20 protein-coding genes are annotated in these 20,505 nt (G+C 70.3%); 18 read left to right on the top strand and 2 right to left on the bottom strand.

Going from position 1 to position 20,505, the window contains the following annotated elements; genetic code table 11:
- Positions 1–4: 4 nt before the first annotated feature.
- From LGR69_RS22360 to LGR69_RS22305, 12 genes are all read left to right on the top strand, one after another.
- Complete coding sequence (locus tag LGR69_RS22360; RefSeq protein ID WP_230367372.1) at positions 5–541, top strand: endonuclease domain-containing protein; 537 nt, start codon at positions 5–7, stop codon at positions 539–541.
- On the top strand, positions 538–1,470 hold the full coding sequence (gene murB, locus LGR69_RS22355; protein WP_230367371.1) for a UDP-N-acetylmuramate dehydrogenase: 933 nt from the start codon (positions 538–540) through the stop codon (positions 1,468–1,470). The genes LGR69_RS22360 and murB overlap by 4 nt, the downstream gene beginning before the upstream one ends.
- Before the next feature lie 30 nt (positions 1,471–1,500).
- Complete coding sequence (locus LGR69_RS22350; RefSeq protein WP_050732816.1) at positions 1,501–1,734, top strand: AbrB/MazE/SpoVT family DNA-binding domain-containing protein; 234 nt, start codon at positions 1,501–1,503, stop codon at positions 1,732–1,734.
- Entirely contained in the window at positions 1,721–2,077 is a 357-nt protein-coding gene (locus tag LGR69_RS22345) for a type II toxin-antitoxin system PemK/MazF family toxin (protein ID WP_230367370.1), read from the top strand. The genes LGR69_RS22350 and LGR69_RS22345 overlap by 14 nt, the downstream gene beginning before the upstream one ends.
- A 35-nt stretch (positions 2,078–2,112) precedes the next feature.
- Positions 2,113–3,036: a D-alanine--D-alanine ligase gene (locus LGR69_RS22340; RefSeq protein ID WP_230367369.1), complete on the top strand. Its 924-nt coding sequence runs from the start codon at positions 2,113–2,115 to the stop codon at positions 3,034–3,036.
- The gene (locus LGR69_RS22335) at positions 3,003–3,959 is read left to right on the top strand and encodes a cell division protein FtsQ/DivIB (RefSeq protein WP_230367368.1); all 957 of its coding nucleotides are present in this window, start codon (positions 3,003–3,005) and stop codon (positions 3,957–3,959) included. The genes LGR69_RS22340 and LGR69_RS22335 overlap by 34 nt, the downstream gene beginning before the upstream one ends.
- 52 nt (positions 3,960–4,011) lie before the next feature.
- Complete coding sequence (gene ftsA / locus LGR69_RS22330) at positions 4,012–5,334, top strand: cell division protein FtsA (RefSeq protein ID WP_007562333.1); 1,323 nt, start codon at positions 4,012–4,014, stop codon at positions 5,332–5,334.
- 91 nt (positions 5,335–5,425) lie between these two features.
- A complete protein-coding gene (gene ftsZ / locus LGR69_RS22325; protein ID WP_007562334.1) occupies positions 5,426–7,189 on the top strand; it encodes a cell division protein FtsZ in 1,764 nt (587 codons plus the stop codon).
- 440 nt (positions 7,190–7,629) lie between these two features.
- Complete coding sequence (gene lpxC, locus LGR69_RS22320) at positions 7,630–8,577, top strand: UDP-3-O-acyl-N-acetylglucosamine deacetylase (RefSeq protein WP_007562335.1); 948 nt, start codon at positions 7,630–7,632, stop codon at positions 8,575–8,577.
- Positions 8,578–8,769: 192 nt separating this feature from the next.
- Positions 8,770–9,651, top strand: coding sequence for an outer membrane protein assembly factor BamD (locus tag LGR69_RS22315; protein ID WP_230367367.1), 882 nt, complete (start codon positions 8,770–8,772; stop codon positions 9,649–9,651).
- A gap of 200 nt (positions 9,652–9,851) precedes the next feature.
- Positions 9,852–11,525 carry a DNA repair protein RecN gene (recN, locus tag LGR69_RS22310; protein ID WP_230367366.1) on the top strand — a complete coding sequence of 558 codons (1,674 nt, stop codon included), beginning with the start codon at positions 9,852–9,854 and terminating at the stop codon, positions 11,523–11,525.
- A 117-nt stretch (positions 11,526–11,642) separates the two neighbouring features.
- On the top strand, positions 11,643–11,843 hold the full coding sequence (locus LGR69_RS22305) for a hypothetical protein (protein ID WP_050732823.1): 201 nt from the start codon (positions 11,643–11,645) through the stop codon (positions 11,841–11,843).
- A gap of 67 nt (positions 11,844–11,910) precedes the next feature.
- Here LGR69_RS22305 and LGR69_RS22300 read toward each other — a convergent pair whose 3' ends face one another.
- Positions 11,911–12,171: a hypothetical protein gene (locus LGR69_RS22300; protein ID WP_007562340.1), complete on the bottom strand. Its 261-nt coding sequence runs from the start codon at positions 12,169–12,171 to the stop codon at positions 11,911–11,913.
- 274 nt (positions 12,172–12,445) lie between these two features.
- On the opposite strand from LGR69_RS22300, the gene pstS reads away from it, so the two are divergent.
- From pstS to phoB, 6 genes are all read left to right on the top strand, one after another.
- On the top strand, positions 12,446–13,486 hold the full coding sequence (gene pstS / locus LGR69_RS22295) for a phosphate ABC transporter substrate-binding protein PstS (RefSeq protein ID WP_007562343.1): 1,041 nt from the start codon (positions 12,446–12,448) through the stop codon (positions 13,484–13,486).
- A gap of 86 nt (positions 13,487–13,572) precedes the next feature.
- Positions 13,573–14,550: a phosphate ABC transporter permease subunit PstC gene (gene pstC, locus LGR69_RS22290; RefSeq protein ID WP_007562346.1), complete on the top strand. Its 978-nt coding sequence runs from the start codon at positions 13,573–13,575 to the stop codon at positions 14,548–14,550.
- A gap of 12 nt (positions 14,551–14,562) precedes the next feature.
- The gene (gene pstA, locus LGR69_RS22285; protein WP_007562348.1) at positions 14,563–15,459 is read left to right on the top strand and encodes a phosphate ABC transporter permease PstA; all 897 of its coding nucleotides are present in this window, start codon (positions 14,563–14,565) and stop codon (positions 15,457–15,459) included.
- 22 nt (positions 15,460–15,481) lie between these two features.
- Positions 15,482–16,297, top strand: a complete 816-nt coding sequence (gene pstB, locus LGR69_RS22280; RefSeq protein WP_007562351.1) for a phosphate ABC transporter ATP-binding protein PstB — start codon at positions 15,482–15,484, stop codon at positions 16,295–16,297.
- 375 nt (positions 16,298–16,672) lie between these two features.
- Positions 16,673–17,395, top strand: coding sequence for a phosphate signaling complex protein PhoU (phoU, locus tag LGR69_RS22275; protein ID WP_007562352.1), 723 nt, complete (start codon positions 16,673–16,675; stop codon positions 17,393–17,395).
- A 177-nt stretch (positions 17,396–17,572) separates the two neighbouring features.
- Complete coding sequence (gene phoB, locus LGR69_RS22270; protein ID WP_007562354.1) at positions 17,573–18,268, top strand: phosphate regulon transcriptional regulator PhoB; 696 nt, start codon at positions 17,573–17,575, stop codon at positions 18,266–18,268.
- A 13-nt stretch (positions 18,269–18,281) separates the two neighbouring features.
- On the opposite strand, the gene LGR69_RS22265 is transcribed toward phoB, so the two are convergent.
- The gene (locus LGR69_RS22265; RefSeq protein ID WP_230367365.1) at positions 18,282–20,432 is read right to left on the bottom strand and encodes a protein-disulfide reductase DsbD family protein; all 2,151 of its coding nucleotides are present in this window, start codon (positions 20,430–20,432) and stop codon (positions 18,282–18,284) included.
- Positions 20,433–20,505: the final 73 nt, after the last annotated feature.

The following is a 20,505-nucleotide window of genomic DNA, read 5'->3' as shown; positions in this document are numbered from 1 at the left end:
CGGGATGCGAGCGGCCGAGACGGAACGTACCCGGTTCCGTCGGCGTCTGCGGCAGTCCCAAACAGAGGCGGAGCGCCGTCTCTGGAACCGGCTGCGCGACCGACGCCTCGGCGGCTTCAAGTTCGTGCGTCAGGAATCGATCGGACGCTACGTCGCGGATTTCTGCTGTCGCGAGGCACGTCTGATCGTCGAGATCGATGGCAGCCAGCATGCGGACAATGCGCGCGATCGCGTCCGGGACGCATGGCTGGTCGCGCGGGGCTACCGCGTCCTCCGCTTCTGGAACCCCGAGATTGCGGACGATATCGTAGCGGTTCTGGACACGATCCTGGCCGCGCTTCCCCCCTCTCCCCGCACGCGGGGAGAGGGCCGCGACGACCTCGCCGTCGGCGCGGCAAGCCCGAAGGGCGAAGGTGAGGGGGCGGCTCCGGACGAGCCTTTGCCGGAGCCGCCCCCTCACCCTCGGCTGCCGCCTCGATGCGACGACGGGGTCGTCGCATCCCTCTCCCCGCAGGCGGGGAGAGGGGAGATCACACCATGACCGCATCGCTCCACGACCGTATCCGCGCCGCCGCGCCGGACCTGCGCGGGCGCCTGCTCGCCGACCAGCCGCTGGCCGACCTCACCTGGTTCCGGGTCGGCGGCCCGGCCGAGGTTCTGTTCACCCCGGCCGACGAGGAGGATCTCGCCCGCCTGCTCGCCGCCCTGGAGCCCGAGGTGCCGGTCACGGTGATCGGCCTCGGCTCGAACCTGATCGTCCGCGACGGCGGGGTGCCGGGCGTGGTCATCCGCCTCGGCGGCAAGGCGTTCGGCAGCATCGCGGTCGAGGGCGACACCCTGCAGGTCGGCACCGCCGTGCCGGATATGCGCCTCGCCAAGGCGGCGGCCGAGGCCGGGCTCGACGGGCTCGCCTTCTACCGCGGCATCCCCGGCTCGATCGGCGGCGCCCTGCGGATGAACGCCGGCGCCCATGGCGGCGAGACCACCGACGTGCTGGTCGAGGCCTACGGCATCGACCGGACGGGCGCGTCGCGCCGCTTCAGCCATGCCGCGATGGGCTTCTCCTATCGGCATTCTGATGCGCCCGAGGACGTGATCTTCACCCGCGCCCTGTTCCGCGGAAAGCCCGGCGACCGCACCGCCATCGAGGCTGAGATGGAGCGCGTGACCGCGGCCCGGGAGGCCGCGCAGCCGATCCGCGAGCGCACCGGCGGCTCGACCTTCGCGAACCCGGACGGCGGCAAGGCCTGGCAGCTGATCGACGCCGCCGGCTGCCGGGGCCTGACCCGGGGCGGCGCCCAGGTCTCGCCGATGCACTGCAACTTCCTGATCAACACTGGCGGCGCCACCGCCGCCGACATCGAGGGGCTGGGCGAGGAGGTCCGGCGCCGGGTGCGGGAGACCAGCGGCGTCGCGCTGCGCTGGGAGATCCGGCGGATCGGCGTGGATTCGACGATGGTAAGCCGGTAAGATGTAAGTCGAGCCGGAGGCGTATCGGCCATGCCCGAAAAACGCGCCCGCACCGCCTACTCGAAGATCTCCGTCAAGAGCCAGACGGTGCTGCCCGCGGAGGTGCGCGAGCGTCTCGCGATCGGCCCGGGCGATCGTCTGCGCTACCGGATCACGCCGGAGGGCATCCAGATCGACAAGGCTCCGCCGGAAGGGGAGGATCCGTTCGTGGCGTTCACGGAATGGGGCGGCCCCATAGACGACGAAGATTATGCCGACCTCTGATGCCTCGCCTGTTCCGGCCGGCACCATCGTGGTCGTGCCGTTCCCCTATTCGGACCGGCTGGCCGAGAAGCGGCGTCCCGCCCTCGTCGTGTCCGGAACCGCGGCCGCAGAGGCCGGCTATGTGTGGATCGCGATGATCACCAGCGCCCGCAACACCCGCTTGGCCGGCGACATCGCGATCGCGGATCTCGACGCGGCCGGCCTGGGCGTCGCCTCCGTGGTACGCCCGCTGAAGATCGCCTGCATCGAACCCAACCGGATCCTCCGCCGCCTCGGTGCCCTGCATCCCGACGCGGCGGCAGCGGTCTACGCCGCGATCCATGGCATGGTTGGCCAAGCGTGATCCGATCCCCGACCCAGCTTTCCCCGGAGCCCACCATGTCCAAGCACGTCGCCGTCCTCCTGGGCGGCTCCTCCGCCGAGCGCGAGGTCTCGCTCAGCTCCGGCGCGGCCTGCGCGGCGGCCCTCGAAGGGGAGGGGTTCCGGGTCACCCGGGTCGATGTCGGCCCCGACATCGCCTCGGTGCTCACCGCCTTGCGGCCGGACGTCGCCTTCAACGCGCTGCACGGCCCGGACGGAGAGGACGGCACGATCCAGGGGCTCCTGGAGATCCTGAAGATTCCCTACACCCATTCGGGCGTGCTCGCCTCGGCGCTCGCCATGAACAAGGAGCGGGCGAAGACCGTGATGCGCGCCGCCGGCGTCGACGTCCCGGAGGGCCGGATCGTTAACCGCTTCGAGGCCGCAAAAAACCACCCGCTGCCGCCGCCCTACGTGGTCAAGCCGATCGCCGAAGGCTCCTCGATGGGCGTCATCATCGTGCGCGACGGCCGGACGCACCCGCCCCAGATCCTCGCCTCCGAGGAATGGACCTTCGGGGAGCAAGTCCTTGCAGAACCTTACATAGCCGGTCGCGAACTCACCTGCGGGGTGATGGGCGACAAGGCCCTCGGGGTGATCGAGGTGAAGGCCGCCACGGGGGACTGGTACGACTACGACGCGAAGTACGCCCCGGGCGGCTCGGTACACGTGCTGCCGGCCGAACTTAAACCAAATGTTTACCAGCGTGTCCAAGAGTTGTCGTTAACGGCGCATCAAGCACTGGGCTGCCGGGGCGTCAGCCGTGCCGACCTTCGCTACGACGACACACCGGGTGGAACCGGTCTGCTCGTGGTTCTGGAGGTCAACACGCAACCCGGCATGACCCAGACGAGCCTTGTGCCGGAGATGGCGGCCCATGCGGGCCTTGGTTTCGGTGAGCTCGTCCGATGGATGGTGGAGGACGCTTCTCTGAATCGCTGAGCGGCGGTGACGCTGCCGGTCATGGCCTTCCCGCGCGCCTCGTCGGCGCCGCGCTGGATCGGCTGACCGGACGCGTCCCCTCCCGCTCCCTCTCGGTGCGCCGGTCCCGCAAGGGCCAGCAGCTGACCGAGCGCCTGCCGCGGGGCGTCGGCGCCGTCGGCGTCTCCCTCTCTTTCGCCGCTGTGGCGCTCGCCGGCTTCGTGGCGAGCGGGCGCTACGAGTCCTTCGTGGCCGAGCAGGGCCAGCCCCTCGATATCGCGGCGCGCGTCCTCGGCTTCGGCGTCGAGCGCGTGACCATCTCGGGCATCTCGAGGATGTACGAGCGTGAGGTGCTGGCCGCCGCCGGCATCGACTGGCGCTCCTCGGTTCCCTTCCTGGATGTCGTCGCGGTGCGCGAGAAGCTTCTGCGCGTGCCCCTGATCGCCCAGGCTTCGGTCCGGAAGATCTACCCCAACGAGATCGCGATCACCCAGGTCGAGCGCGAGCCCGCCGCCCTCTGGCAGAAGAACGGCGAGATCAACGTGATCGCCGCCGACGGCACCGTGATCGACGCCATGCGGGACGACCGCTACGCCAGTCTGCCCCTGGTCGTCGGCGACGACGCCAACAACAAGCTTCCGGAATATCTCGCCCTGATCGCCGCCGCCGGCCCGCTCTCCGAGCGGATCAAGGCCGGGACCTACGTCTCGGGCCGGCGCTGGACGCTCAAGCTCGACGGTGTCGACGTGCGGCTGCCCGAGATCGACCCGGCCGCGGCGCTCGCGCGCCTCGTCCGGTTCGAGCGCGAGGCCGGCCTGCTCGAGAAGGACATCATCGCGGTGGATCTGCGCATGCCCGACCGCCTCGTGGTGCGCCTGACCGAGGAGGCCGCCGCCGCCCGCGCGGAAGCCCAGAAGGCGAAGAAGAAGGGCGCGGCCAGCTGATGCCCTTCCTGTCGATCTCCGCCCGTCCCGCCTTCTGCGTCCGGTAGCGTCAATGCACAGCCAACACGGCCTCACGCCGCGACTGAAGCCGCTCTCCGCCCGGCGCTCGACCACCCTCTCGGTGCTCGACATCGGCACCAGCAAGGTCGTCTGCCTCATCGCCGAGCTGCAGCCGGCCGAAGCGCTCTCGACCCTGCGCGGCCGGACGCACCTCGCCCGCATCATCGGCATCGGCCATCAGCGCTCCCTGGGGCTGAAGGGCGGGGCGATCGTCGACCTCGCCGCCGCCGAGGGCGCGATCCGCCAGGCGGTGCACGCCGCCGAGCGGATGGCGAAGGTCGAGGTCCAGTCGGTCATCGTCAACATGTCCGGCGGCCGGCTCGCCTCGCAGCATTTCCAGGCCCGGGTGAACGTCCGGTCGGGCACCGTCACCGGCAGCGATGTCGAGCGTGTGCTGGAGACGGCGAGCGCCCACGGCGTCAGCCCCGGCCGGGCCGTCCTGCACGCGCTGCCCACCGGCTACGCGCTGGACGGGCAGGGCGCGGTCATCGACCCGTCGGGCATGATCGGCGAGGCGCTGGGGGTCGACCTGCACGTCGTCACCAGCGAGCTCGCCGCCGCCCGCAACGTCATGCTGGCGGTCGAGCATTGCCATCTCGGGGTCGAGGCGGTCATCGCCACGCCCTACGCCGCCGGGCTCTCGGCCCTGGTGGACGACGAGGCCGAGATGGGCGTGTGCGTCGTCGACATGGGCGGCGGCACGACCAGCGTCGGGGTGTTCTCGGGCGGCCACCTCGTCCACGTGGACGCGGTGGCGGTCGGCGGCCACCACGTCACCATGGACATCGCCCGGGGCCTCTCCACCCGCATGGCCGCGGCCGAGCGGCTGAAGACCCTCTACGGCTCGGCCCTCTCCACCCCCTCCGACGATCGCGACATGATCGCCGTGCACGGGGTCGGCGAGGACGAGGGCGAGGCCCCGGCCCACATCCCGCGCTCGCAGCTGGTGCGGATCATCAAGCCGCGGGTCGAGGAGGTGGTCGAGCTGGTGCGCGACCGGCTGCGCGACGCCGGCTTCGCCGCCCAGGCCGGGCGGCGGGTGGTGCTCACGGGCGGCGCCAGCCAGCTCGTCGGCCTACCGGAGGTCGCCCGGCGGGTCCTCCAGGGCCAGGTCCGGATCGGCCGGCCGCTCGGGATCCGCGGCCTGCCCGAGGCGGCCAAGGGTCCGGCCTTCTCGGCCGCCGTCGGCCTGCTGGTCTACCCGCAGGTGGCGCATGCCGAGCACTTCGAGCCGCGGGGCCACGGCGCCTTCGCGGCCACGGGATCGGACCGGTACATCAGCCGGGTCGGGCGCTGGATCCGGGACAGCTTCTAGGTTTCACCCCCGTCCTGTTCGGCGGGGGATCGAAAAAATATCGGCGCCGCAGCGCCGCACGGAAAGCAGAGTAAGCGAGAGGCTCGACACCATGGCCATTACCCTCCAGGCGCCGGACATCCGGGAACTCAAGCCCCGCATCACCGTCTTCGGTGTCGGCGGCGCAGGCGGCAACGCAGTCAACAACATGATCGAGTCGGGCCTGCTCGGCTGCGAGTTCGTGGTCGCCAACACCGATGCGCAGGCGCTCACCTCCTCGAAGGCGGAGCGGGTGATCCAGATGGGCCTGGGCGTCACCCAGGGCCTCGGCGCCGGCTCCCACCCGGAGGTCGGCTCCGCCGCCGCCGACGAGGTGATCGACGAGATCCGGGACCAGCTCTCGGGCGCCCATATGTGCTTCATCACCGCCGGCATGGGCGGCGGCACCGGCACCGGCGCCGCGCCGGTCATCGCCCGCACCGCCCGCGACATGGGCATCCTCACGGTCGGCGTCGTGACCAAGCCGTTCCAGTTCGAGGGCGTGCGCCGCATGCGCACCGCCGAGTCCGGCATCCAGGAGCTGCAGGCCGCGGTCGACACCCTGATCGTGATCCCGAACCAGAACCTGTTCCGGGTCGCCAACGAGAAGACCACCTTCGCCGACGCCTTCGCGATGGCCGACCAGGTGCTCTATTCCGGCGTCGCCTGCATCACCGACCTGATGGTCAAGGAAGGCCTGATCAACCTCGACTTCGCCGACGTCCGGGCGATCATGCGCGGCATGGGCAAGGCCATGATGGGCACCGGTGAGGCGTCCGGCGAGAAGCGCGCCAACCGCGCCGCCGAGGCGGCCATCGCCAACCCGCTCCTCGACGACGTCTCCATGAAGGGCGCCCGCGGCCTGCTGATCTCGATCACCGGCGGCTCCGACCTGACCCTGTACGAGCTCGACGAGGCCGCCACCCGCATCCGCGAGGAGGTCGATCAGGACGCCAACATCATCCTGGGCGCCACCTTCGACGAGAGCCTCGACGGCATCATCCGCGTGTCGGTCGTCGCCACCGGCATCGAGCCGCTGCTGATCTCCGCCAACTCGACCAACAACCCGGCCATCGCCGAGACCGAGCAGCGCATCGCCGAGGTGGCCGAGCGCCTGCGGGCCGAGGCCCGGGCCCGCGCCTCCTCGCCGGTCCCGAGCATCCGCACGGACTCGGTCGCCCAGGCCCCCGCGCAGAACCCGGCGCCGGCCGCCCCGCAGCCGGCCCCCGAGGCGCGGACCGAGACCCGGTTCGACGCCCCGGCCCCGGTCGCCCGTGACGAGGTCGTCCTCGCCCCGGCCCAGCCGCGCGCCGCCGCGCCGTTCGTCCCGGCCCCCGCCCCGCAGCAGGCCGAGCCGGCGCCGCAGTTCCAGGCCGGCCCGTTCGTGCCGCCGCGTCCGGCCGCCCCCGCGGCCGCGCCGCTCGCCCGCGCCCCGCGCATGCCGCAGATCCACGAGCTGCCGCCGATCGCCCAGAACCAGATCCTGGCGAACCGGGCCGCTGAGGAAGCGGCGCCGGAGTCCAAGCGGACCTCGCTGCTGCGTCGCCTCGCCACCGTCGGCTTCGGCGGCCGGCGCGACGAGATGGAGGGCGTGCCTGCCCCGCGGGCCGCGGCCCCGGTCGCGCCGCAGCCGCACGCCGCCCAGCCGAACGTGGCTCAGCCCCACCTGGCTCAGCCTCACGTGCCGCCGGCCCCGCGCGCTCCGCTTCCGGCGGCGCCGCAATACCGGCCGGCCCAGGGGAGCCTCGATGCCCAGGGCCGCGTCGCGCCGCAGTCGCGGATGATGGACGACGACCAGCTCGAGATCCCGGCCTTCCTCCGCCGCCAGGCGAACTGAACGGCGCAAGACCCGGGGCCAGAAGCGGGAGCCGGCGGGAAACCGCCGGCTCTTTGCGCTGCAACGAAGCAACTCTTAGTTGCGGGAAGACAGGATTGCGGTCACAGCGGGGTTAACGTTTGTGACGCTATCCCCAGGCGCGTGATGCATCGGAGCCACAGAATGGCCGTCGGTTAGCCACGCATTAACCAAGCTTTAAACCTTTGTGCCATCAGGTTTTTAGCGGCTCCAAACGGCAAGCGTGTCTGTAACAGAGCGTAAGAATCCGTGATTTGGCTGCCCTGTGCGGTGCAGCTATAGACACTCGCAGACCAATGAGACGCGTTGCAGGACACAACCTGATAGCGCGGATAGGGGCTTCAAGCAGCGGACGGATCGGACAGTTTCCTCACCATCCCGGGTCGGGATGGCGGGACCTGATCGCGGCCGGGGGCTAATGAATGCGAACGCATAAACAGACGACCCTGAAGGGTCCGGTGACGCTCTCAGGCGTAGGGGTCCATTCCGGGAACCCGGCCGAGATCACGATCCGCCCCGCTCCGGCCAATCACGGCATCGCGTTTCTCCGCACCAGCACCACCCACGGCAACGACCGCCTGATCAAGGCCCACCACGCCCTCGTCTCCGCCACCGAACTCTGCACCGTCATCGGTGACGTCGAGACCGGTGCCGTCGCCACCATCGAGCATCTGATGTCGGCCCTCTACGGACTGGGCATCGACAACGCCCTGGTCGAGATCGACGGGCCGGAGATGCCGATCCTCGACGGGTCCGCCCTCCAATTCGTTCAGGCCATCGACACGGTCGGGATCGCGACCTGCAACACGCCGCGCCGCTGGCTCAAGGTCCTGCGTCACGTCCGCATCGAGACCGGCCGCGCCTTCGCGGAGCTGCGCCCGATCGACCGGGGCTTCCGCCTCGACGTGGAGATCGATTTCGACAGCCCGGTGATCGGCCGCTCGCGCAAGGCGATGGACCTCTCGCCCGCCACCTACCGCCGGGAGATCGCCGGCGCCCGCACCTTCGGGATGATGAAGGACGTGGAGCGCTACTGGAAGGCCGGCTTCGCGCTGGGCGCCTCGCTCGAGAACACCGTCGCGGTCGGCGAGACCGCCGTGGTCAACCCCGAGGGCCTGCGCTTCCCGGACGAGTTCGTCCGCCACAAGATCCTCGATGCGGTCGGCGACCTCGCGCTGGCCGGCCTGCCGATCCAGGGCGCCTACCGCTCCTATTGTGGCGGCCACCGGATGAATGTCGGCGTGCTCTCCGCCCTGTTCGCCGACCGGTCGAACTACGCCATCGTCGAGGCGCAGGGCTCGCGCCGCGAGACCGTGCTGTCCGAGCTCGGCGTCGGCCTGGGCATCGCCGCTTTCGCGGGCGAGCTCTGACCGCAGCCCTGTGACCCGCGGGACACAGCCGGCAACGAATCCGGGCGGCCGCAGCCTTGCCGCTTTCATGCCCGAATCAAACGTCAGGGTTTAACGGTCCGTGAACGACGGGCCCGGCTCGGTCGGGCCGGATCCAATCACGCGATGGCACGACGGCGCGGGACGTGCGCCGGTCCCGGGAAAGAGCGCCAGATGCCTGTCACCATTCGTCATCGCCGGGCGGCGGTCTTCGTGGCGCCCTTCGTGGCCGTCCTCGGCCTGGGCCTCGGCGGCTGCGACTTCGACCCGACCAACCTCTTCGCCGAAAAGTACAAGCCCGAGGTCGTTCCGGATGTCCCGGCGGACAAGCTCTACAGCGAGGGCTTGGCCAAGCTGGAGGACAGCGACTACGAGGGGGCGATCAAGAAGTTCGACAACCTCGACAAGCAGTACCAGTATTCCGAATGGTCCCGGAAGGCGCTGCTGATGACCGCCTACGCGAATTACGAGGGCCAGAAGTACGACGACGCGATCAGCGCCGCGAAGCGGTACCTGCAGCGCCACCCGGCCAGCAAGGACGCCGCCTACGCGCAGTACCTGATGGCGATGTCGAACTATAAGCAGATCCCGGACGTGACCCGCGATCAGGACCGGTCCGAGAAGGCGCTCGTCGCCCTGCAGGAGCTGGTCCAGAAGTATCCGACCTCCGAATACGCCACCGACGCGCGGTCCAAGATCCAGATCACCCGGGATCAGCTCGCCGGCAAGGAGATGGAGGTGGGCCGCTTCTATCTCGAGCGGCGCAACTTCCCGGCCGCGATCAACCGCTTCCGCGACGTGGTCGCCAAGTACCAGACCACCCGCCACGCGGAAGAGGCGCTCGAGCGCCTGACCGAGGCGTACTGGGCGCTCGGCATCACCCAGGAGGCGCAGAACTCCGCGGCCGTGCTGGGCCACAACTTCCCCGACAGCCCCTGGTACAAGGACGCCCACGCGCTCCTGGCCAAGGGCGGCGTCGAGCCCCGCGAGGAGAAGAGCTCGTTCCTCTCCAAGATCTACCGGAGCGTGACCGGCAAGACCGCCTCGGCCGAGTGACGATACCGGCGGGCCGCGTCCTGCTGCAGGCGGCCTTCGGCGCGCCGTGAAACGCCCCAAGGCCCGGAGCCGCCGCTCCGGGCCTTTCTCGTCCGCGCAGCCCCGCGGCACTGCAGATGCGCCGCGGTGCATTTTTGGGGTGAATCCGCGCCGCAGCAGCCTTATGTCTGCGGTCCCATTCTCAGGAATCCCGTCGCCGCATGCTGGCGCAGCTCGCGATCCGCGACATCGTTCTGATCGACAGGCTCGAACTGAATTTCCGGACGGGGCTGAGTGTCCTGACCGGGGAGACCGGTGCGGGCAAATCGATCCTGCTCGACGCCTTTGCCCTGGCCCTGGGCGGCCGCGGCGATGGCCGCCTCGTGCGTCACGGCGAGCCGCAGGGCGGCGTCACCGCGGTGTTCGACCTGCCCCTGGACCACCCGGCGCGCCGGATCGCGGCCGAGGCGGAGATCGACACCGAGGGTGACCTGATCCTGCGCCGGACCCAGATGGCGGACGGGCGCACCCGCGCCTTCGTCAACGACCAGCCGGTGGGCGTGCAGGTCCTGCGGGCGATCGGGGCGGCGCTGGTGGAGATCCACGGCCAGCACGACGACCGGGCCCTGTCCGATCCGGCCTCGCACCGGGCGATCCTCGACGCCTTCGGGGGGCTGCAAAGCCAGCTCGCGAAGGTCGCGTCGGCCGCCAAGGCCGTGCGCACGGCGCGCGCCGAGCTCGCCGAGCATCGCGCCCGCATCGATGCGGCCCGCAAGGAGGCCGACTTCCTGCGCCACGCGGTCGAGGAACTCGCGGCCCTGGCGCCCCAGCCCGGGGAGGAGGCCCAGCTCGCCGAGCGCCGCAGCATCATGCAGCAATCCGAGAAGGTCGCCCGCGAGCTGAACGAGGCGCTGGACGCGGTCGGTGGGCCGCATTCGGGCGTGCCGCACATCTCGGCCGCCCTGCGCAAGCTGGAGCGCCGCGCCGGCCAGCTCCCGGCGCTGATCGACCCCTGCGTCAACGCCCTCGACGCCGCCATGGTCGCCCTCGACGAGGCGCGCGCGGTGCTGGACGCCGCCGTGGCCGAGACCGAGTTCGACCCCCGCGACCTAGAGCGGGCGGAGGAGCGGCTGTTCGCGCTGCGCGCCGCCTCGCGCAAATACGACGTCCCGGCCGACGACCTCGCCGCCCTGGCGGAGCGCTACGCCGGAGAGGTCGCGACCCTCGATGCCGGCGAGGCGGCCCTGGAGGGGCTGGAACAGGCCCGCGCCAAGGCCGAGGCCCACTATGCCGAGGCGGCGGACAAGCTCAGCGCCGGGCGCCGCCGGGCGGCCAAGCAGCTCGACGCGGCCGTGAAGGCCGAGCTGCCGCCGCTGAAGCTGGAGCGTGCCCGGTTCATCACCGAGATCGTGACCGATCCGGAGGCGCGCGATCCCGCGGGCATCGACCGCGTCGAGTTCTGGGCCCAGACCAATCCCGGGACGAAGCCCGGCCCGATGATGAAGGTCGCCTCCGGCGGCGAGTTGTCGCGCTTCATGCTGGCGCTGAAGGTGGTGCTGGCCGACAAGGGCTCGGCTCCGACCCTGATCTTCGACGAGATCGACACCGGCGTCGGCGGCGCGGTGGCGGACGCGATCGGCCTACGCCTGGCGCGCCTGGCCAGCACCGTGCAGGTCGTGGCGGTGACCCATGCGCCCCAGGTGGCCGCCCGCGCGAGCACGCATTTCCTGATCGCCAAGACCCCGGTCAAGGGCGCCGGACGCGTCGCGACCCGGGTGGCGAGCCTGCCGGTGGCGGAGCGCCGCGAGGAGATCGCCCGGATGCTGGCCGGCGCCACGGTGACCGACGAGGCGCGGGCAGCGGCGGCCCGGCTGCTTCAAGGCGCGGATGCGTGAACGCCGATCAACCTTAACCGTTGGTTGCGCGTAACCTTTCGTTAACCATTCTTCGCGAGACTGCTTCCATCCCGGTGCCGTGCTCAGGCGTACGCGGTTGAAGGGCGGGAGGAAAACATGAAGCCGTCTATCGTCACGTCCGAGGGAAGCCCGCATATGGGCCGGTCCCTCAAGCAGGCGATCGACACGCAACAGCTCGGGCTGACGCTCCGCACCGTCTACGAGGGCAGCGTCGACACGCAGCCGATCACGGACACCCACGTGGAACTGCTGCTTCGCCTTCGTCAGAAGGAGCGGGAACTGCGCCGGGTCGGTTAGGGGCCCCGTGCACCGAATCGGCACGCGTTCCGGTGTGGAGTTCCTCCCGGCGGAAGGCTGCTGAGCCCTACCAGCGCCGCGAGCCGGGCCGCCGACGATACTCCGCCGCCCGGATCTGCGTGAGAATTCGGTCGAGGTCCACGAGGAGTTCCGCCTCCTCGCGTCGCGCCTGCGCGACGGCCTCCGCGTCGCTGCCGAAACGCTGGCGCGCTTGAGCCAGGGTCAGGGCGCGTTCCACGGCCTCGCGGGCGGCATGCAGGGCGAGCCAGGCCGCATCCGGGCCGGCCGCGTCGGGACCTGCCCCTGCCTCGGTCCCCTGGTCATCCACGATCCGAACACCTTCTGATCACTGCGCGGCATCGCTCGCCGATCCTCGGCCGATCGTCCGGTGCCGCCACCCGGTGTGAACGCACGAGCGCCGCAAACCGTGCCGTCACGCGCGCCACGCGCTGTCATGGCGATGTCATCTCACTGTCGTAACGCCCGGCTCATCGGGCGGCCGGCGCCGGGTCTCTTGGAAGACCGGCCGCACAGCTCTGCCGCGGGCATGGGCTTGCCGGCAGAGAGGCGCAGGCTCTCGCCCGACGGCAACGGAGATACCCTTGAGACCCTTCGCTTACGCGCTCGCCGTCGGCCTCGCGACGGTTCAGCTGGCGTCCGCGGCACTCGCTGCCGATATCACGGGTGCCGGCGCAACGTTCCCGTTCCCGGTCTACTCCAAGTGGGCCGAAGCCTACCGGAAGGAGACCGGCTCGGGACTGAACTACCAGTCCATCGGCTCCGGCGGCGGCATCAAGCAGATCCAGGCCAAGACCGTCGATTTCGGCGCGACCGACGCCCCCCTGAAGGGCGAGCAGCTGGCCAAGGACGGTCTCGTCCAGTTCCCCACCGTGATGGGCGGCGTCGTGCCGGTCGTGAACATCGCCGGCCTTGAGCCCGGCAAGCTGAAGCTGACCGGCGACGTGCTGGCCGACATCTACGCCGGCAAGATCGCGAAGTGGTCGGACCCGCGGATCGCCAAGCTCAACGAGGGCGTGAAGCTCCCCGACGCGACCATCACCCCGGTCTACCGGTCCGACGCCTCGGGCACGACCAACATCTTCACCACCTACCTGTCGCAGGTCTCCGAGACCTGGAAGAAGGATTACGGCGCGGCCACCACGATCTCCTGGCCGGTCGGGCAGGGCGGCAAGGGCAACGAGGGCGTGACCGCCACCGTGAAGCAGGTGCCGAACGCGATCGGCTACGTCGAATCCGCCTACGCCAAGCAGAACAAGCTCGCTTACGCTCTGCTTCAGAACAAGGCCGGCAAGTATCCGCAGCCCGACGACAAGGCCTTCCAGGCCGCCGCCGCCAGCGCCGACTGGAAGTCGGCTCCGGGCTTCGGTATCTCGCTGACCAACCAGCCGGGCGAAGATGCCTGGCCGATCACGGCGGCGACCTTCATCCTGGTCCACAAGGATCCGGCCGACCCGGCCAAGGCCGCGGATACGCTCAAATTCTTCGATTGGGCCTACAAGAACGGCGATAAGCTTGCTTCTGACCTCGACTACGTGCCGCTTCCGGACAACGTCGTCGCCCTGATCCACGAAGAGTGGAAAAACGTGAAGGGTAAGGACGGTAAGCCCGTCTTCAACATGTGAGTGATTTAGGGGGGAGGCTTGCAGCCTCCTCCCTCGCTTCGCGGACTGCACCGCGCTACCACGCCCCCCTTCGCAGAGAATCGCGGATGCCCGCCTTGACCGAGACGATTGCCCTCGCACGACCCCGCGCAGTCGCCGCGCGTAAAGGGCCGAGCCGGAGCCTCGACAACCTGTTCCGGGCTTGCTCCTACGGCGCGGCACTGTTCGTGCTCGTCGTGCTCGCCGGAATCCTGGGGTCGATCCTCTACGGCGGCTGGCCCGCCTTCCGCGAATTCGGATTCGCCTTCCTCACATCCAGCGCCTGGAACGTCGGGACCGAGCAGTACGGCGCCCTGGTGGCCGTGATCGGCACCGTGGCCTCCGCGACCCTCGCGCTGCTGATCGGCGTGCCGGTCTCCCTGGGGATCGCCGTCTACCTCACGCAGCTCTGCCCGGGCTGGGCCCGCAAGCCGGTGGCGATGACCATCGAGCTGCTCGCCGCGGTGCCGAGCATCATCTACGGCATGTGGGGCCTGTTCGTGTTCGCGCCGCTCTTCGCGCGCTTCGTCCAGATCCCGGTCTCGAACCTGGTCGAGGGCATGCCGATCGTCGGCACGCTGTTCTACGCCCGGGTGCCCTCGGGCGTCGGCGTCTTCACCGCCGGCATCATCCTGGCGATCATGATCGTGCCGTTCATCGCCTCGATCGCCCGCGACATGCTCGACCAGATCCCCACCGTGCTGCGCGAGAGCGCCTACGGCATCGGCTGCACGACCTGGGAGGTGGTGCGCCACGTTCTGGTGCCGCAGGCCTCGGTCTCGATCATCGGGGCGATCATGCTCGGCCTCGGCCGCGCCCTGGGCGAGACGATGGCGGTGACCTTCGTGATCGGCAACGCCAACCGCCTCTCGGCCTCGATCTTCGACCCGAGCTCGACCATCGCGTCGCGCATCGCCAACGAGTTCAACGAGGCGGACGGCCTCCAGCTCAACGCGCTGATGGCGCTCGGCTGCATCCTCTTCGTCATCACCTTCGTGGTGCTCATCATCGCCCGGTTGCTGACGCGCCGCGTCAAGCCTGCCTGAGGAGGGCTCACGATGGACGCGTCAAACCCCATGACCACCGCCAACGCCACGCCGCGCCGCACCGGGCGGGTCCGCTCCAGCCGGCGGGTCGCCGACCGGGTGCTGCGCACCGCCTGCCTGATCGCCACGATCGTCGGCGCCGTGGTGCTCGGCTCGATCCTGCTGATGCTGATCGTCCAGGGCGTGCGCGGCTTCACGCCCGGCATGTTCGCGCACCCGACCCCCGGCCCCGGATCCGAGGGCGGCGGCATCGCCAACGCGATCCTGGGGAGTCTCGTGCTCACCGGGATCGGCATCACGATCGCGACGCCGATCGGCGTCATGGCCGGGACCTACCTCGCCGAATACGGCCGCTTCTCCAAGATCGCCGGGGTGATCCGCTTCCTCAACGACATCCTGCTCTCGGCGCCGTCGATCCTGATCGGCCTGTTCGTCTACACCCTGATGGTGCGGCCGATGGGGACCTATTCGGGCTGGGCCGGCGGCGTGGCGCTGGCCATCATCGCGGTCCCGGTGATCGTGCGCACCACCGAGGACATGATGCGCCTGGTGCCCGGCACCCTGCGCGAGGCCGGCGCGGCGCTCGGCGCGCCGCCCTCGACGGTGATCATCAGCGTCACCTGGCGGGCGGCCTCGGCCGGCATCGTCACCGGGATCATCCTGGCGCTGGCCCGCATCGCGGGCGAGACCGCGCCGCTCCTGTTCACGGCGCTCAACAACAATTCCTGGTTCTCGCCGGACCTGATGGGCGGCGTCGCGAACCTCCCGGTCATGATCTACCAGTTCGCCCTCTCGCCCTACCCGAACTGGCAGAGCCTCGCCTGGGCCGGGGCGCTCCTGATCACCGCGACGATCCTGGTGCTGTCGATCATCGCCCGTCTCGTCATCAAGCCGCAGATGTCGCGCTAAGACCCTTCTCGAGGACACGACGATGAACGCCGCCTCCGCGATCCCCACGGTCGATCTCACCCGCAACCACGCCAACGAGAGTGGGGCGGTCCGCATCGCCGTGAAGGGCCTGAACTTCTACTACGGCAGCTTCCACGGGCTGAAGAATGTCGACATCAACTTCCATGACCGGCAGGTCACGGCGCTGATCGGCCCGTCCGGCTGCGGCAAGTCCACCCTGCTGCGCTGCTTCAACCGGATCTACAGCCTCTACCCGGAGCAGCGGGCGGAGGGGCAGATCCTGCTCGACGGCCAGAACGTGCTCGATCCCGCGATCGATCTGAACGAGCTGCGCTCGCGCATCGGCATGGTGTTCCAGAAGCCGACGCCCTTCCCGATGTCGATCTACGACAACGTCGCCTTCGGCCTGCGCCTCTACGAGAAGCTGCCGAAATCCGAACTCGACGGGCGGGTGGAGCAGGCCTTGCGCAAGGCCGCCCTCTGGGACGAGGTGAAGGACAAGCTGCGCCAAGCCGGCACCGGCCTGTCGGGCGGGCAGCAGCAGCGCCTGTGCATCGCCCGCACCGTGGCCCAGAGCCCGGAGGTGATCCTGTTCGACGAGCCCACCTCGGCCCTCGACCCGATCTCCACCGGCCGGATCGAGGAGCTGATCGAGCAGCTGCGCGACGAGTTCACCATCGTGATCGTCACCCACAACATGCAGCAGGCGGCCCGCATCTCGCAGTTCACCGCCTTCATGTATCTCGGCGAGCTGATCGAATTCGGACCCACGAACCGCATGTTCATGAACCCGGTCGAGCAGCGCACGCAGGATTACATTACCGGCCGGTTCGGCTGAACCAAAACCCCGGAGGACGGACGTTCACCTCCGGGATGCGAAGACGTCAAACGGGATGTTTACCGCTTTCCGCAACGTTGAATACGGTTTCGGCGAGCAAAGAGCATCGCTCTAAAGACTAGGGGCCGCGCCCAAGCGTAACAAGCGCCGGCGCGTCTTCGGAACAGGCTGCTCGGTCGGGGAACATCGGCACGGCCCGGTAGTTCCGGTCGCGGGCGCGGCTCGGGATGCCGATCCTCACCGCTCCGCAGCCTGTTCTCGACAATGCAAGGGAGTGGGCACCGGGGCACGCGCCCCGGCGCCCGTGACCGCAGCGGCGGGTTTCCGCCAGACCTCGCGGATCAAGGTTTGCGGGACGCCATCGAAGGATCCACCATGCCCGGCCATATCGTCAGCTCCTACGACACCGACCTCGATGACCTGCGTCGCTCCATCTCCGAGATGGGCGGCGTGGCCGAGAAGATGGCCGCCGAGGCGACCGACGCCCTGGTCCGCCGGGACGATACGCTCGCCCAGGCGGTGATTGTCGCCGACAAGCGTCTCGACGCGCTCCAGCGCGACATCGAGGAGCGGGCCGTGCTGCTCATCGCCCGGCGGCAGCCCCTGGCGATCGACCTGCGCGAGACCATCTCGGCGATCCGCGTCTCGGGCGACCTGGAGCGGATCGGCGACCTCGCCAAGAACGTCGCCAAGCGCGTCGTGGCGATTTCCGATCAGGCGCCGGCGCAGAAGATCGTGCTCGGCGTGCGCCACATGAGCGACCTCGCCGAGGCGCAGCTCAAGGACATCCTCGACGCCTATGCGAGCCGCGACGTCAAGGCCGCCTACGACGTCTGGGAGCGCGACGGCGAGATCGACGCGCTGTACAACTCGCTGTTCCGCGAACTCCTGACCTACATGATGGAAGATCCGCGCAACATCTCGTTCTGCACGCACCTGCTGTTCTGCGCCAAGAACGTCGAGCGCATCGGCGACCACACCACCAACATCGCCGAGACGATCCACTACCTCGCCACCGGTGAGACCCTGGCGGGCGAGCGGCCGAAGAACGACGCGTCGAACTACGCGACCGTCGGCCCCGCCGCCACGGCCCCGTAACAGGCGGGTCGCGGTGCGGCCGGCCCGATCCGCACGCTGCCCTGTGGGGCAACGCCCGATTGTGGCGGCCTGCGGCTTGAGGGATGGCGGCCTCTGCCGCACCATCGGCGCGTCCGGGTCCCCCGGCGCGGGCGCGCCGGCCGGTACCGAGTACGGAACAGGTTAACGAACGTGAGCATGCAAGTCCTGATCGTCGAGGACGAGGAGGCCCTGACCACCCTGCTGCGCTACAACCTGGAGGCCGAGGGCTTCCTGGTCGATTCGGCGACGCGCGGCGACGACGCGGAACTGCTCCTGGCCGAGCGCACCCCGGATCTGGTGCTGCTCGACTGGATGCTGCCGGGCCTCTCGGGGATCGAGCTGTGCCGCCGCATCCGCGCCCGGCGCGAGACCGAGCGGCTGCCAGTGATCATGCTCACCGCCCGGGGCGAGGAGGGCGACCGGGTCCGCGGCCTCGGCACGGGCGCCGACGACTACATCGTCAAGCCGTTCTCGGTGCCGGAATTGCTGGCCCGGGTGCGGGCGCTGCTGCGCCGGGCCAAGCCCGCCCATGTCGCCGACCGGCTGGCGGCCGGCGATATCGAGCTCGACCGCACCGGGCACCGGGTCCGCCGCGCCGGCGAGGAGCTCCATCTCGGCCCCACCGAGTTCCGCCTGCTCGAATTCCTGATGCTGGCCCCCGGCCGGGTCTTCTCCCGCGAGCAGCTCCTCGACGGGGTCTGGGGCCACGACGTCTATATCGACGAGCGCACCGTCGACGTGCATGTCGGGCGCCTGCGCAAGGCGCTCAACGCGCCCCGGCAGGCCGACCCGATCCGCACGGTGCGGGGGTCTGGCTACGCCTTCGACGAGACGTTCTCGCTGGAAGCCTAGACCGCCTGTCCGGTCAGCGGGCCAGCGCCGCGCTCTTGTTCGCTGAGGCCGGCACCGTTTCCAGGGCCGCCAGCACCGTCCCCTCGGTGAGGATCTGCGGCAGCACCTGGGGTTCCCCCGTCCCGGTGTAGAGCAGGTACAGCGGCACGCCGCTGCGCCCGTGCTTCTCCAGCAGGCGCGTGATCTCCGGGTTCTGGTTGGTCCAGTCGCCCTTCAGGTAGGTGATGCCCCGATCCGCCATCGCCGCCCGCACCGCCTGGGTCGAGAGCGAGGTCGTCTCGTTGACCGCGCAGGTGATGCACCAGGCGGCGGTCATGTTCACGAAGACCGGCCGGCGCTCGTTCACCAGGGAATCCAGACGGGCCTGGGTGAACGGCTGGACGCCGTCGGCGGCGGCCTGGGCGGCGGGGGCCGCCCGGTCGCGGTCGAGGCTGAGCGTCAGGCCTGCGACTGCCAGGATCGTGAGCACCGCGAGCCCCTGGGCGACCCGCCCGAAGCCCGGCGTCGCCGCGCGCCCATGCTCCCAGGCCCAGGCGGCGAAGCCCACCAGCACGAGGCCGATCAGCCCGGCGAGCAGCCCCTGCGGCCCGACCTGCTGCGCCAGGACCCAGACCAGCCACGCCACCGTGGCGTAGACCGGGAAGGCCAGAACCTGCTTCAGGGTCTCCATCCAGACGCCCGGACGCGGCAACACCCGCAGGGCCGGCGGCCACAGGGTGAGCAGCAGGAACGGCAGGGCGAGGCCGAGCCCGAGGCTCGCGAACACCGCGAGGGCGACGCCGGCGCTCTGGGTCAGCGCGAAGCCCACCGCCGAGCCCATGAACGGCGCCGTGCAGGGGGTCGCCACCAGGGTCGCCAGCACGCCGGTGAAGAACGAGCCGCTGAGCCCCGAGCGCCGGGCGAGGCCGTCGCCGAGTCCGGCGAGCCGCCCGCCGAGATGGACCACTCCCGACAGGCTCAGGCCCATCGCGAGCAGCAGATAGGCGAGGCCGGCGACCACCGTCGGCGATTGCAGCTGGAAACCCCAGCCGATCGCCGCCCCGCCGCCCTTGAGGGCGAGCAACAGGCCGGCCAAGCCGAGGAAGCTCACGAGCACGCCCGCCGTGTAGGCGAGGCCGTGCAGCCGGACACGGGCGGCGCTCTCGCCGGCGTGCCGCACGAGGCCCAGCACCTTGATCGACAGGACCGGGAAGACGCAGGGCATCAGGTTGAGGATCAGGCCGCCGAGGAAGGCGAGCCCGACCGCGCTCACCAGCGTCAGCGCGTCGAAGGCAGGGGCCGCCTGCGGCGCGGCCGGAGCCTCGGGCACCGCCGTCGCGGCCGGCAGCACCGGCTCGTCGCCATACGCGAAGGCAAGCCGGTGGGTGCCGGCGCCGGTCGCCTCCTCGACGGTCAGCACGCCGGGCAGGGCGGCGGGCGCCGGCTCGGCGGGGCTGCTCCGGGCCAGGGTGAGATGCAGGCCGGTCTCGTCGACGGTCATCACCTGCGCGGCGGCATTGTCGATCGCGGTCTCGGAATAGGGGAAGAAGGACGCGCTCTTGATGGTCTCCGGCTTGAGACCCGCCGCGGCGAAATCGAGCTGCAGGGTGTCGCCCTGGCTGGACAGGCGCAGCGGCCAGAGCGCCGGGGCGGGCAGGGCGGTCCGGGCGCGGGCGAACAGGGCGGCCTGATCGGCATCGGGCCGAGGCTCGCCCACCGGCAGGGTCAGGGCGAGGTCGGCGGAGCCCGGAACGCATTCGGTCTCGCAGACCAGATAGGTCAGCTTGGCCTGGATCCGCACGGGATCCGCCGGGTCGAGGCTCGGCGGCGGCGTGACCGGCACGAGCAAGGTGACCTCGCCCTCGTAGCCGTAATTCATCAGCGTCGCGATCGCGATGCGCTCGGGCGCCGGCCACCGGATCGCGCCGGCGTTGAAGCCCGCCGGCAGGGTCCAGGTCACCTCGGGCGGCAGGCCGGAATCGCCCGGATTGCGCCAGTAGACGTGCCAGCCCGGCTTCACCTGCATCCGCACCGCCAGGGTGAATGGCTGCGCGCCCGCCACCGCGACGGGCTCGGCGACCAGGCTCGCCCGCACGAGATCGGGCGGCGTGCGGAAACCTTGGGCCGACGCGGCCGACAGGCTCGCGGCGAGCATCAGGACCAGGAAGGCGAGGCGGCGGATCATGCTGTCCCTTCGCGCGCGGGGCGGTCGCGGTTTCACACGGGGGTCCGCGGGACCGGCGCCGGCTTTTCTGTGA

It is taken from the genome of Methylobacterium brachiatum, assembly GCF_020523825.1.
GTDB classification, from domain to species: domain Bacteria; phylum Pseudomonadota; class Alphaproteobacteria; order Rhizobiales; family Beijerinckiaceae; genus Methylobacterium; species Methylobacterium brachiatum.
Note: the sequence above shows the minus strand (reverse complement) of the source record. Positions and strands in the feature narration are given on the sequence as shown.

What these genes read in the sequence shown, in the direction of transcription:
- LGR69_RS22335 (WP_230367368.1), top strand. Translation starts at nt 3,003, where the DNA reads ATGGATGGTGGAGGACGCTTCTCTGAATCGCTGAGCGGCGGTGACGCT.
- pstA (WP_007562348.1), top strand. Translation starts at nt 14,563, where the DNA reads ATGGACGCGTCAAACCCCATGACCACCGCCAACGCCACGCCGCGCCGC.
- murB (WP_230367371.1), top strand. Translation starts at nt 538, where the DNA reads ATGACCGCATCGCTCCACGACCGTATCCGCGCCGCCGCGCCGGACCTG.
- LGR69_RS22315 (WP_230367367.1), top strand. Translation starts at nt 8,770, where the DNA reads ATGCCTGTCACCATTCGTCATCGCCGGGCGGCGGTCTTCGTGGCGCCC.
- phoU (WP_007562352.1), top strand. Translation starts at nt 16,673, where the DNA reads ATGCCCGGCCATATCGTCAGCTCCTACGACACCGACCTCGATGACCTG.
- LGR69_RS22360 (WP_230367372.1), top strand. Translation starts at nt 5, where the DNA reads ATGCGAGCGGCCGAGACGGAACGTACCCGGTTCCGTCGGCGTCTGCGG.
- LGR69_RS22350 (WP_050732816.1), top strand. Translation starts at nt 1,501, where the DNA reads ATGCCCGAAAAACGCGCCCGCACCGCCTACTCGAAGATCTCCGTCAAG.
- LGR69_RS22265 (WP_230367365.1), bottom strand. Translation starts at nt 20,432, where the DNA reads ATGATCCGCCGCCTCGCCTTCCTGGTCCTGATGCTCGCCGCGAGCCTG.
- ftsZ (WP_007562334.1), top strand. Translation starts at nt 5,426, where the DNA reads ATGGCCATTACCCTCCAGGCGCCGGACATCCGGGAACTCAAGCCCCGC.
- lpxC (WP_007562335.1), top strand. Translation starts at nt 7,630, where the DNA reads ATGCGAACGCATAAACAGACGACCCTGAAGGGTCCGGTGACGCTCTCA.
- ftsA (WP_007562333.1), top strand. Translation starts at nt 4,012, where the DNA reads ATGCACAGCCAACACGGCCTCACGCCGCGACTGAAGCCGCTCTCCGCC.
- LGR69_RS22340 (WP_230367369.1), top strand. Translation starts at nt 2,113, where the DNA reads ATGTCCAAGCACGTCGCCGTCCTCCTGGGCGGCTCCTCCGCCGAGCGC.
- phoB (WP_007562354.1), top strand. Translation starts at nt 17,573, where the DNA reads ATGCAAGTCCTGATCGTCGAGGACGAGGAGGCCCTGACCACCCTGCTG.
- LGR69_RS22305 (WP_050732823.1), top strand. Translation starts at nt 11,643, where the DNA reads ATGAAGCCGTCTATCGTCACGTCCGAGGGAAGCCCGCATATGGGCCGG.
- pstB (WP_007562351.1), top strand. Translation starts at nt 15,482, where the DNA reads ATGAACGCCGCCTCCGCGATCCCCACGGTCGATCTCACCCGCAACCAC.
- LGR69_RS22345 (WP_230367370.1), top strand. Translation starts at nt 1,721, where the DNA reads ATGCCGACCTCTGATGCCTCGCCTGTTCCGGCCGGCACCATCGTGGTC.
- pstC (WP_007562346.1), top strand. Translation starts at nt 13,573, where the DNA reads ATGCCCGCCTTGACCGAGACGATTGCCCTCGCACGACCCCGCGCAGTC.
- recN (WP_230367366.1), top strand. Translation starts at nt 9,852, where the DNA reads ATGCTGGCGCAGCTCGCGATCCGCGACATCGTTCTGATCGACAGGCTC.